The sequence below is a fragment of the Winkia sp. C0117E2 genome (assembly GCF_056590455.1).
Genome location: NZ_JBWPWD010000001.1, coordinates 191,687 through 204,175, shown reverse-complemented (window position 1 = coordinate 204,175; position 12,489 = coordinate 191,687). Strand labels below are relative to the sequence as shown.

General features: G+C 53.1%; 8 protein-coding genes and 1 tRNA gene. All 9 read left to right on the top strand.

The features are described from left to right. Positions 1 to 120 precede the first annotated feature (120 nt). The gene (locus tag AC1EKG_RS00925; RefSeq protein ID WP_065420885.1) at positions 121 to 939 is read left to right on the top strand and encodes a pseudouridine synthase; all 819 of its coding nucleotides are present in this window, start codon (positions 121 to 123) and stop codon (positions 937 to 939) included. A gap of 46 nt (positions 940 to 985) precedes the next feature. Beyond that, the gene (locus tag AC1EKG_RS00920; protein ID WP_004805077.1) at positions 986 to 1,384 is read left to right on the top strand and encodes a hypothetical protein; all 399 of its coding nucleotides are present in this window, start codon (positions 986 to 988) and stop codon (positions 1,382 to 1,384) included. Positions 1,385 to 1,662: 278 nt separating this feature from the next. Beyond that, positions 1,663 to 2,796 (top strand): metal ABC transporter substrate-binding protein, encoded by a 1,134-nt coding sequence (locus tag AC1EKG_RS00915; RefSeq protein WP_481067705.1) that lies wholly within the window; start codon positions 1,663 to 1,665, stop codon positions 2,794 to 2,796. A gap of 33 nt (positions 2,797 to 2,829) precedes the next feature. Further along, positions 2,830 to 3,504 (top strand): metal ABC transporter ATP-binding protein, encoded by a 675-nt coding sequence (locus tag AC1EKG_RS00910; protein WP_048707349.1) that lies wholly within the window; start codon positions 2,830 to 2,832, stop codon positions 3,502 to 3,504. Positions 3,505 to 3,509: 5 nt separating this feature from the next. After that, positions 3,510 to 4,418: a metal ABC transporter permease gene (locus AC1EKG_RS00905; RefSeq protein ID WP_004805082.1), complete on the top strand. Its 909-nt coding sequence runs from the start codon at positions 3,510 to 3,512 to the stop codon at positions 4,416 to 4,418. Next, positions 4,418 to 5,326, top strand: a complete 909-nt coding sequence (locus AC1EKG_RS00900; RefSeq protein ID WP_004805084.1) for a metal ABC transporter permease — start codon at positions 4,418 to 4,420, stop codon at positions 5,324 to 5,326. The genes AC1EKG_RS00905 and AC1EKG_RS00900 overlap by 1 nt, the downstream gene beginning before the upstream one ends. Before the next feature lie 49 nt (positions 5,327 to 5,375). Then, positions 5,376 to 5,449: transfer RNA gene (locus AC1EKG_RS00895), tRNA-Pro, on the top strand. Between the two features lie 350 nt (positions 5,450 to 5,799). After that, complete coding sequence (locus AC1EKG_RS00890) at positions 5,800 to 7,902, top strand: hypothetical protein (protein ID WP_141740510.1); 2,103 nt, start codon at positions 5,800 to 5,802, stop codon at positions 7,900 to 7,902. Between the two features lie 78 nt (positions 7,903 to 7,980). Next, a complete protein-coding gene (locus AC1EKG_RS00885) occupies positions 7,981 to 12,477 on the top strand; it encodes a DUF5979 domain-containing protein (RefSeq protein WP_040314653.1) in 4,497 nt (1,498 codons plus the stop codon). The last annotated feature ends 12 nt before the right edge of the window (positions 12,478 to 12,489 follow it).

The window sequence follows — 12,489 nt, the reverse complement described above, 5'->3', positions numbered from 1 at the left end:
GGGCAAGAAAAACGCGTGGACAAGAATTTTCAAAGAGGGGGCGCTATGCAGGCTCGAGGCGGACTGGCCCCAATCAAAATGGGACCCACCGGCTGTGCGGACCTCACCCTCCTTCAATGGATGCAACAACGATACGAAAAACTCGATGCCACCGAGCTCAAAAAACTGTTTGCCCAAGGTGCCTTCGTTAATTCCGCAGGCGATGCACTTGGGGCGGATACGCCCTCGGAATTGATAAGGCAAGGGGTGTATTTCTACCGTCCTATAGCCGACGAGGTTGATACGCCAATCGAAGTTCCAGTGCTAGCGCAAACCGAGAACTGGATAGCGGTGGATAAACCAGCAGGATTAGCAACCATGCCCAGGGGCGCCTTCGTGGCCAGATCGGTCACTGTTGCACTTCGCAGGCAAGAGCGTAACGACGAACTCGTGCCGGCTCACAGGTTGGATAGACCAACTGCGGGGGTCTTGCTTTTCACTAAAAGGAAGCAAGTTCGGGGCGCGTACCAAAAATTGTTTGAAGAGCGGAAGGTACAAAAGTCGTACCGGTTACTTGCTCCCACTGCTAGTCTGCCTGACAGTTTTTCCTTTGAAGCTCGGATTTACCGGGTAGACGGGCAGCATCGGGTGGGCGTAGCACACACCGGTGAAGCAAACTCTTACACTAAGTTTCGTAGACTCTCGAAGAGAGGAAACATTTCACTGTACGAGGCGCGCCCGCAGACAGGGAAAATGCACCAAATTAGAGCCCATATGGCAGCCCTCGGTGCGCCACTAGTGGGCGACCGCTTGTATGGGTGGGAGGGAGAGCAAGTACCACTACAGCTCTTAGCCCATTCATTGTCCTTCGGTGATCCGTTCGCTAAGGCAGTGACTCTCCGAAGCAAACAGCACCTTCCACTGACAGAAAAAAGAACCGCACTGCTGAGACATTTGTGAACTCCGCAGATAGCATTGCCCTTAGGAACGCATAGAAGGAGTTCAGATGTCGTTAGCAAGTGGAATTATGAGGGGCATAACCGGCGCCTTCATTTTGAATTCCGGAATTGGGAAGCTAAGCCTAGATGAAGAGGGTGCCAAGGGATTGCAGCAGATGGCTGTAACTGGCATCCCCGCGTTGAAAGAACTTGATGGGAAGACTTTCGGTAAGTTTATCTCGTCCTCGGAAATTGGTATTGGCGCGGCGCTGCTTTTGCCCTTCATTCCGCGCAAGTTGGCGGGCCTAGCGCTCTGTGGCTTTTCAGCAGGCATGCTGTCAATGTATTTCCGCAATCCCGAGATGACACAGTCTGACGGGATTCGTCCGTCCGAGCAGGGCATTCCGCTAGCGAAGGATTCGTGGATGCTAGCTATCGGGGCTGCATTGGTAACCATGAAGGATTAGCAGTAGCAGATACAAGGGGGGGGCTACGGCCCCCCCTTTTTTTGTTTTGGCACCTCCCACCAAAGCAATGGGACCCGAGCGTCGTTGCTGCCTGTGGAGCGTCCCGGAAAAACCTTGTGCCCATGCATGATCTTGTAACCCTCAGAAGTTAGGTTGACCTAATTTCCCCACTAAGCCTAGACTAATAACCGTTGTCATTAACAACTGTGTCCGGCCGGCACCTAGAGATTCAATACAAGAACAAGCAAGGGGAAATAGTGAAACGGTCAATTGTGGGTATGAGCGCTTGCGTTCTGCTCGCCCTCACCATGACTGGGTGTGGGGCAGGACAGAAAGCTGCAGGCCCAAGCCAAAAGGCGAAGAATCAAGTCAACGTCGTAGCAACAACCACCCAAATCTGCGACTACGTCACCCAGATAGCCGGTAGCCGCGACGCAGATTCTAAGCTCACCCTCAAAAAGACGGATGCTACCGGAAAGACCTCAAGTCTTGGAGCAGAGCCTAAGAATGCTAAATCGACTATCAACCTGACCTGCTTGCTGGCACCCAACGCCTCAGCGCATGAACACGAAATGACGCCGGGACAATCGAAAGCACTATCTGAAGCTGATGTCATGCTTGTTTCCGGGGTAGACCTGGAGCACTTCCTAGACTCAGCAGTAGAATCGTCCGGTTTCCATGGAACCATGGGTGTCACGTCCGGCGTGCTTACCGCCGATGAGGTGGATAAGAAAGAGACAGCGGCAAAATTGCCTTACAAGGTGGATCACGGGGTCGCCAAGGTAAACGTTCGCAAGTGGCCATTCCCTCCGGAGGAGGGCGAATCTGCGCCCGAGTTCCAATATGACCCACACGTGTGGACCAGTCCGCGCAACACGATCGTGCAGGTGCAAAACATTGGAGCCATTCTAGGGAAGGTTTCCCCACAGAATAAAGATCTTTTCGACAAGCACGTTCAGAAATACACTGCGGCGCTGCAGGATCTAGACAAGTGGGTAGGCGAGGCAATTGCGTCCGTACCGGCTAACCATCGCGTACTATTCACTTCTCACGATGCCTTCGGCTATTTCTCGGCTGACTATGGGGTGAAGTTTATCGGTGCGGCCCTATCTGATTTCAACGCGCAGCAGGATGCGACCGCTACCCATATTCAGGAGGCAGCGAAGCAAGTGAAGGACTCCGGTGCAGTTGCTCTGTTCGCCGAAAACTCAAACAATTCGAAATCCATTGAGGCAGTAGCGCGGGCCGCGGGTGTGAAAGCAATTATTGGCGACGACGCACTCTACGGTGATTCGCTCGGCCCTGTCGGTTCGGCAGGGGAAACCTACATTGGTTCGATCATTCACAACGTCACCACCTTGGTGAAGGCGTGGGATGGCACTGTTCCTACCCTGCCAGCGTCGGTGAAATAGACGAAAGGTGGCGTCTTGAATACAGTTTTGGAAATGGCTGACGCTAGCCTTGCCTATGGTCGGAAAATAGTGGTCACCGGCCTAAACGGTACTCTAGCCGAGGGCGAAGCTTTGGCACTGATAGGCCCCAACGGCTCAGGGAAAACTACTTTGCTCAAAGCTCTGACCGGAGCGGTTCGGATAGCATCTGGGGCAATCACGATGCCGCCCGGGGCAAGCATCGGTTACGTTCCGCAACATCTAAATCTAGACGCCACCTTTCCCATCACGGCAGCACAGGTGGTAGCGATGGGCTTGCGTGCCCAGACGGGGATACTCGGCCTGCTGCGGGCCGAACACAAAGATCGCTTGAAAAAGGCTATCGCCCACGTAGGGCTACAGGAGAAGGCTGGGCAACGTTTCGGTGATCTTTCAGGCGGGCAACAACAAAGGATATTGCTAGCGAGAGCCCTAATCGCTGAGCCGACGCTCTTACTGCTCGATGAACCGTTCAACGGGCTGGATGAACCTAATCGGGCGGGTTTATTGCGCATCATCTCGCAGGCGAAAGCTAGCGGGATTGGGGTGGTGGTATCTACCCATGACATCGAACTGGCACAGAAAACCTGCGATAAAGCGTTGCTGCTAGCAGGGCGTCAGGTGGCCTACGGGTCGCTGCAACAAGTGCTTTCTGAACAACTGGTAGACGTGGCATATGGAAAGAGGTAACGCTCGTGCTAGCGGAGCTTTTTGAAATGATGCGGGCCGCATTAGCGCCGATTCCCGGGTGGGGATTTATTTGCAGTGCCCCATACCTGTTCAGGCCATTTTGCCTGCTAGTTGTGCTTGCGGTTGCTGCTGGAATTGTTGGCACCGTAGTCAATTTGCGGTGTGCAGAGTTCAATGCGGAAGCCTTGGTGCACGGCGTATTTCCGGGCATCGTAGCGGGGGCAATATATGGGGGAATCGACATGATTCTTCCCGGCGCTGCCATCTGCGCCATCTTCGTGGTGTTGGCCCTTGTGTGGGCCGGCAGCAAGGCTGAAATAAGCGAAGGCGCAACCGCTACTGTCCTCACTACGTTTTTCGCCCTCGGGGTGGTGCTTTCCCTAAAGAAAGGGGATATGTCCGGGCAGCTTGAATCGCTCATGTTTGGCCGACTGTTGGACGTGACGCAAGTGCGGTTAGAACAATCCCTCCTGGCATGCTTAGTGGCGATTCTTCTGGTCGGCATCACTTGGAAGAGTCAAATAATTGTTGCTTTCGATAGGGCAAGCGCATCCGTGCTTCGCATTAACACCTTCGTGATTGACCTGTTCCTAAATGTTGCAATTGCCGCAGTGGTAGTTTCGGCCGCATCCGCGGTCGGGGTGTTGCTCGTGATCGGATTCCTCGTGATTCCTGGTGCGGTTGGTCGGTTGCTCGCAAGGAGCGCTTCATCTATGGTGCCGATAGGAATTATTGCGGGCTTGCTGGCAGCATATGTTGGTTTGGTAGTACTTAGCCTACCTTCCACACATCCGGTATCCCCACAGGGGGCTGTATGCCTGAGTTTGTGTGCGACTTTTGTTGGTGCCCTAGCTATTCGCTTCGGATGTAATGCCCCCGCAGTTGCCAACCTATTGAAAATAGGGAGGAAATAATGGTGAGTTTGTGGCACATAGTGTCTCTGCCGCTGTTGGAGGCTGTAGCAGTGGGTGCGTTATGTGGTCTGGTCGGTTCGCTTGCACTATTGCATAAGCGTATCTTCTTTGCGGAATCTATTACCCATGCGGCTTTCCCAGGAGCGGTGTTGGGGGTAGTGGTAACTGTCTGCTTCGTGAGTAGTCATTCCTGGCTTTCGGGTGGATTATTTGTTGGAGCGGCGGTGGGGGGAGTAGTGCTGTCAGCGTTCATGCATGCAGTCGCCACAGTTCGGGGGATAACCGCAGAAGCTGCTGCTGGAATAACCCTTACCTTAGGTTTTTCAGCTGGCTACTTTCTAAACAAATGGTTCTCTCCATTACCACTGAAAATAGAATCATTCCTAACTGGATCTCTGCTCTCTTGTACGAGGGTGGACGTGTGGGCGAGCGTGAGTGCCTTGTTATTGACAGTAGCCATGTGGTGCTTTGGAAGACAGGCTCTTATCGGTGCTGCGTTTGATCCGGTTGGATTCCGAGCCAGCAGAGGGCGGCTGGGGTTGTGGCGCTTCAGTATCAATGCGTTGATCATTATTACTGTCACGGTCATTATTCCAGCTGTGGGCACCGTGGTTTCTATTTCGTTGCTAGCGGGACCTGCAGCAGCATTGAAAACAAAATTCCACTCGAGTGGCGCATACGTACTGGCATCAACTCTGGCGGGGGCGGCGGTCTCGGTAGCTGGTCTAGGGCTAGCGGTTTGGCAGGCGCTTTCAGCTGGCGGGTGCATCGCCCTTCTGGCAGGGGCATTCTTCCTAATGGTAGAGGGCATTTCCTGTCTTGGCAGTGCTGCCAGGAGGCCCTCGATTGCTGCCTGGGGTGGCGAGCGCGAGAGGTGTTTACTGTCACAAGATGCGACGATCAGGTAGATCTAGTTTGGAGATACGGCGGGGGGTTGCTATTCTTTTCTAGTCGGAACGGGCTGTGGCGCAGCTTGGTAGCGCACTTGACTGGGGGTCAAGGGGTCGCAGGTTCAAATCCTGTCAGCCCGACGAAACGAAACCCGCTTCGCTTGGCAGTTAGCCAGGCCGAAGCGGGTTTTTCTATACCGGCAAGTGACTGAGACGTATTGCTGGATGCGATTGGTGGTATCGACGGGTTGCGGTACGGCCAGCACAGCGAAAAAAGAATCCCATATGTTTCTATCGTGACGCAAAATTTATGGAGTTCTTATGCACGCGTGTGCATCTACTTCGGCTTAAATATCCTAAATGTTTGTTTTTGCTCAAATTTACTACCTTATGTTGGCAACTGAATGGACAAGTAATCCGACTTTTAGGCAAGGTGGCGCCAAATATAGAAACTTAGAGTGAATTCCCGCTACGTTGCGTAAATAATGAAAGTGCTGACTCGCCACTATGAGGTGGCGGGCACGATTGTCAAAGTTGACGGTTTCGCTTTATCCGAGGTGGGAAGAGATTTGCGTGCTAAGGGGAAGATAATCCGGATAGTCTCATTACTGTCACTACCTTGCTTATTGCTTAGTCTTATGCAGCTGGTTACGGCTAGCCTCGAATCGGTAGCGAGGGCTAACTCTGACCTGGCCGTGAACCCAATCTTTGGTATGGGAGGAGAGGATCCTTTCCCAGCCGATCCGCAAAGACCAGACTCCACGGTAGATGAAGGTGCGCAATCTGTCGCGTTTGTCTTTGGGCTTGGTTATAGGTCAGGATGGGCCTCAATGGGAGGTGAAACCAGAACTCTTGCTGGGCGACTTTGCCCGAACGAAGAAAAATGGCCTGACTACTACAGAAAACAAGCTGACAAACGCACCACCGCCGATGGCCGATTCTGCCGAAATTGGGACACTAATATAGCTTTCGAAGAAGAAATGAAGAGGCACCGGGGAAGTTCCCTAAAAGTAGGCATTTATACTTTTGCGCGTAAGGCTGACGAATCAAATAACCGCCTATACCATAACACTCCTAATCTAAAGGCCACCTCGTTACAGAATAAGGCTGGCTACGACGCTGTGATAAATAAGATTCGATCCCTGGATGGATCTAAAGATGGTCGTGGCAGTAGTCCAGATCACGCCTGGGGAAACAATCTGCAATATGGATTGGCTCAAGTGTATAAAGACATGGCCGATTATGAGAGTGCCCAACGGAAGGCAAACCCTAATGTTGCTCCCAAGCCGTTATACACAAAGATAATTGTACTTACACACGGCGACAATAAATACTATCTGCAGGATACTGTCAAGAAAAATGACAAGGGCTGGTACGAGGCTGATCTCAATCAGCTCGATGTAGATGGCAATTTTGTAAACAGGCCGGAAACTGAGGCGAATGGGTACTTCCGTCGTAATCGCCTAGACGCTAGGCCTGGTACGGCTGGAGCCTTGGGTGTAGCCAACCTTATCCGAGGCAAAGGTGCTGAACTGCGCATCTTAGGCATGGGGGATTGGTCAGAGAAGATGTCTCAATATGGCGATACCCTCAAGGCTCTTGCGGAAGCCACTACTAGCGGAAAGGAAGGTCGCTACCAACACATAGACTTCAGTTCGAAGGGGGATAACGATTATTGGGTTACGCCTGGAAGCTATGAATACTCAGACAACCAGATCGTAAATGGAACTCTTGAGCGCGTGTTGCGCCAATGGATTCTTGAAGAAAAAACAATTTCAATTACATCTGATTGGATCGATCAAGATTTTAGATATGTAAAACCCAATGTGGGGCAGTCCATCAATATGACTGTAGCGGGGGGACGCTCATACGCCCTCAAGACAAATCAGTTGGGTAGAACCTTTGTGCGACTAACCGGGCAGGATACCGCCCACGGCGTGACCATTCAGGAACAGGGAAGTTCCGGTAAGAAGCTCTCTACCATGCTCGCCAACGTGCCTCGCTGCTGGGGCGTAAACGTGAAAAATGGAAAGAGTGGCGAACTTGAGGCGGAGCCCGAGGCATTGGCAGTAGATAAGGACGGCAATGGCGGATTCAATATTTCCGGTCAGCAGATGGAAGATTACCGTTCCATCAAATGCTCAATGTATTCACGCCCCCTGCAGCAGGCTCAGATAATCAAGAAGGGGAAAGTAACTAACGAACAAATCCGTTTCGAAGTCGGCGGCTACCCAAGAGGTAAGCCAGTCAAATTTGTTGGTGGTGCGCGCTATAGCTTTACCTACTCGTGCGCAGATCCGCTAGGGCAGCATCCGAACACTCTGATTGTGGAAGGAAAAGCCCAGCGGTTACTCGAAAACGTGAACGTTGCGGTAACGATGGCCCCCATCAATATGGGCAAACTTCCGGTAGGGGCAAGATGCGCGGTAAAGGAGAAAATCGTTTTGCCCTCTGGGCGCCCTAAAGAGGAATTAAACCGTCTTTTCACGTCTGTCAATAAGTTGTCATCACAACATCTGGAGTTGGAAGACAAACAGAACCACTCTGACAAGGGGCAGGCAACTTCTGCCTCGGCTACCGGCGTTGTGCGCTGAGCTGATGGAAAGCAGCCGACCAGCCAGTTTATTTCCGAGACAATTTATTCCTCAATCACCGCGTCGGTGACGCTGGACGTGCGTTTTACAAATTCTGAGGGCGACGAGCCCCTGGCCCGGAAGATCGCAGCGGGCCAGCTACCAAAACAGGTACCGATTTACTACAACTGCAGGTTCATGGCCGATCCTACGAAGCCTCCTGAACTACCTGAGAAGAATCAGGGCTCCTACCCGGGATACGTTGGGGCCGGGTATGTGAGCGTTCCTACTACTGGCGGCAAAGTTAGTGTCGGTAAAGTGGCCGGTAAAGACGCGTGGCCGGTGGGTACTCACTGCCTGTTCTCTACGACGCCGCCAACCGGCACTAATACTCCTGCCGGAGCGAAACCGGTGAATGTGCCCGGCTTTGAAGTGGAGCACTCAGTTACGTCCAATATTTGTTCAGAAGATGCAGCTGCGAGGCCGAAGAACGCTAAACCGTGTAAAGGCGATTATTTCTGGGTGCACTCCGGTGGAGAACACCAGGTGCGCATCACCCAGGATCTCAAGAGGCTTCATGGGCAGGTACGACTAGCTAAGGTCCTGACCGGCAACGCCCAAGGTGAAGGTATCGGACATAAGTTCGCCATGCGTCTTGAGTGCGAAGACGAGGGAATAAAACTACCGGTGGCCGGCAGTTCCCAAAGTTACGCCTTCTCGCTGGCCCACGGCAGCCCGAAACTAATAGATGGCGTGCCCGCTGGGGCCAATTGCAAGGTGATTGAAGAACAAACTGACCTACCCAACGCAAGTGTAATCACACCCGAGCCGATCGCGATTGCTCCAATAACTGACGTGAACCGGGTGGTCGATGTCCGAGTAAATAACCAGCTGGACTTCAAACTTGGAACATTGAAGATTGCGCACGCTACTAACTTCGGTCCAAACCTGACTGAGAAAGATTTACAGGAGAAGCTGGTTCAGGCTCGCAAAGAGATAACCGTTTCCTGCCAGGCACCTGGTAACTCCCAAACTGTTACCCAAAATGTCTCAATAGACGGTGACGGTGAGGTAGTCCTGCCCAACGAGATTCCCGCCGGCTCAAGATGTTCAGTTTTGTCCAGGCCCGAAATCCTCACGGGTAGAAAGGTCGACTACACCTCCCACAGCGCAGAGGTAGTTGTGGGGGCAAACCAGACAAAAACCGTGCAGATTAGTACCACCTATTCGTTACCAAAGGCGGGAGCCATAAAGATTTCGCCTAGAGTGCGTCAGCGCCCTCAGTACGAATTGTTAAGTAAGAAGGTTCCCCGGGCGGCTACCGGCACACTCACATGTGGGGCGATCGAGAAGCAGATTAGTTTGGATCTGACCACCGAATCAGCGAGTACTCTTGAGGGCGGTGACCTGCCTGAAAATACGTCTTGCACCATGCGAATTACGTTAGGGCGCAACCCGTTGCTGAAGAGCTACAGCCAGGCCAAAATTGGTGAAGATGCCCGCGACCGGGTGAAAGGTGATACGACGAGTTTCTCCTTCACCTCGCCTTCGCGTGATGGTGCTTTGAATATCGAATTCGACGTGTGGTTTGAGGTCGCCAGAGCTGAGCTGACACTGACCTCAAGTGCTGACGTCTACACCAATGCCTATAAGAGTGAGCAGAAGATTCCTGTACCCGCAGAATGGAAGAACGCGCTTTTTGCCCGTGATGACGGAGAATTCAAGGTACAGGCGAGTCTGTCCTGCAACTACAGTGAGGCGGGAAAAACCGAGAACGAAAAAGTCCCAATTGAGCTGCTGCCCAGGGAAGAAAACGTCACTACAGTGCCCGCGCCCATTGGGTGGAAGTGCGAGCTCACCTCGGAGCCAGGGTCGTTGCGGATTCCCGGAGCCGATCTTGAGTCGGCGAATTGGACCATAGCTTCGTCCGACCGGGCTGTAGGCGAGTCACACCATGCTTGGCAGGTTGATGGTCCGGCAAGAGCAACCCTAAATGCCGCCTACCGGATGCAGCTGGCTTCCTTCAACGTGAAGAAGAAAGTCGGCGGCGAGGGCGTAGCTATCGTCTCTGGGGCTAAGCAGTTTGCTGTGAATATTTCGTGTGCGCTGAATGGGCACAATATTCCTATTCCTGCTCCGCGAAAGGTCCCCGATACCAATTACGATGCCGCAGCGACGTTCGCAACAGATTTGCAAGCGAGATTGGCTAGTGTGGCACCTACTCAGCAAATTGGGATAGGTCGTTTCCAACAGGGGGAGTGGAATCCGGTAGACGCCATTCCGGCAGGTGCCAAATGCGTGCTGGAAGAAACCGATGATTCGGCTCACGTAGATAACACTTCTGTATATCGCTATTGGGAAGTATCGGAAGGGTACCGAGGCCGCGAGCCTTCCCATAACTGTGACGAGAATTCGAAGGTTTGCCGTCCTCTTGTGGGGCGCTCAATTGGAACGACGGAGGTGTCCCTACCCAGAGATAAGGCGCCTGCTGCCAATGAGTTCTATAAGGCAGCGGTGGATGCGCGCAAGCGGTTGATCGAAACTCCGTCTGGAAAGAAGGAAGTGCCCGCCAATCCGACGGTGCCACAGACTTTGCCCGAGAATTTTGCGGGAACTATGGTCGTGTGGAACAACTATGACTTCCAAAAGACAGAGGTCCAGGTTGGTTTGCGCGTAAGTGGTAGCGGTGCACTCCTTATGAAGGAGAAGGACTTTTCTGCCCGGCTTTATTGCCGCCCACCGGTAACTTTGACCGAGGCGGAGCAGGACGAATTGCCTGAGGGCGCCAATAGTGCGGGAATTATCCAGGCAGAGCTCCAGTTCAGTGCGCGAGGTGACCATTTCGAGCCGGTCGTAGCAGCGCAGCAAATCCCAGTCGGCTACTCCTGTGCGTTGGCCCAGCGGGCTCTGCCAACTTATGACACTGAGGTTACGGCGAAGATTGAGAAGGATCCGACACAGCCAACCACCACGGTAGGGGCAGACCAGCTGCGGGAGTTCTTCAGCTACGCAGGTGGGAAGAAATCGCTGGTAGATGTAGACACTAATCTTGCGATTTCTGACAGCGATCAGGTTTTGCTCGCTTTCAGAGTTCACCCGTCGCTCTCGGGGCCGGGCTTTCCTTATCCCAGGACTAAATTTACGATAACTGACCGGATTGACCGCAAAGCGGGCAAGCTTTCGGTTCGCCATGTACTAGATACTCCTGACGGGGTTGGTCGAAAGTCCATAGGCAAGGCCCTGTTAGCAGACGGCAAGGTGGGTTATACCTTGCACTACAGGTGTGAGGACGCCTTTGTAAAGGATAAGAATGGCAAGCCTGCTGTAACTTCCGGTTCAGTTGAGTTGCCGGCTCAAAGTGAGTTACAGCTCTTCGGGACGAGCCGTTTTATGCCGGCAAGTTCTACGTGTACGCTTTGGCACACGAATGCGCTGGCAGATCCGTTACCTGAGTATAAGGGCGAGGTAAAAGTACTCCCGTCTGCTACTTTATCCACATCTCTTGGGGAGCAGCCTTTCGGGGGAATAGGCGAGGGCGAGATATCTTCTGTGAGGCTGTCTACTGCTCTGGGTTACCCGAATGGTGCTTTGGCAACCTTTGTTGATGACTACTTCTATGGCGTCTCCACTTTCCAAGTTGGTACTGCAGTTGTGGGCAAACGCAAGGATGACGTCGAGGTGTCTGGGCTGCATTATGACTATCAGTGTGCCTGGCCGCATTTGCCCGGTCCGGATGATCTAAAGAAGCTCACGGGCAAGATAGAACCTGTAGTGGCGGGCACTTATGCTTCTTTGCCCAGCATGCCACAGGCCGCAACTTGTAAGGTCTCTTCTAGGAAGCCGACTCCTAAGCGGTACGTGAAGATGCTCACTCACTGGGTCGACTGGCAGGGAGAGATTGCGCCGGCCGCTCGTGCTGGCCGCAGTGAGCGCGCTGCTTCGAGGGAAAGCACGCCGGAACCGGAATTAGAAGAGGGCGACCCGCTGCTAAGTGCAGAGTTTAAGGCTGCGCCTAGGACAGAGCTGACTTCCGACCCGTTCAGCTTCACGTTGGATAGAAACAAACCTAAAGGCGTCGTGCTGTACACAGCACTGAATAATGGCGCCAAGGTGGCTATCCAAAAAGTCGATCCCAAGGGCAACGTGGTCCCCGGGGCAACATTTGAGCTGTACAAAGAGGGCACTCCTGACCAAGCCGAGAAACTTGTGAAAGATAAGGACACTGCGGGTACGTACCTGCCTCTCGAGGAGTTAGATCCGGGCAGTTACTACCTTCTAAACACTAACGGCGGGGCTCATGCCGGCGAACAACTGCCGTTCCCCTACAAGTTCACTGTCGCCTCCGGCGGTAGTGACGGCACTATCACCTTGAGCGAGCAAACCCGCAACAGCGGTTTGGTCCAGCTGTTCACTCCCGATGGCACCAACTCTTCTGGAGGTGCAGATTCGCTTCCTCCAACGGGTAGGTGGACTATCCAGTTAGCTGACGTGAGTGTGGGAAATCTACCGCTGACCGGGGGAGCCAGACCATGGGTAATCCTTGCCGGGTTAGCGCTTCTAGTGGCGGGCGCCGTTAGAGCTTTCAAACAGAAATAACCATAAGAAGAG

Excerpts from the sequence above, each read along its gene's own strand:
- AC1EKG_RS00900 (WP_004805084.1), top strand. The coding sequence starts at position 4,418 with ATGGTGAGTTTGTGGCACATAGTGTCTCTGCCGCTGTTGGAGGCTGTA.
- AC1EKG_RS00915 (WP_481067705.1), top strand. The coding sequence starts at position 1,663 with ATGAGCGCTTGCGTTCTGCTCGCCCTCACCATGACTGGGTGTGGGGCA.
- AC1EKG_RS00925 (WP_065420885.1), top strand. The coding sequence starts at position 121 with ATGCAACAACGATACGAAAAACTCGATGCCACCGAGCTCAAAAAACTG.
- AC1EKG_RS00920 (WP_004805077.1), top strand. The coding sequence starts at position 986 with ATGTCGTTAGCAAGTGGAATTATGAGGGGCATAACCGGCGCCTTCATT.
- AC1EKG_RS00910 (WP_048707349.1), top strand. The coding sequence starts at position 2,830 with ATGGCTGACGCTAGCCTTGCCTATGGTCGGAAAATAGTGGTCACCGGC.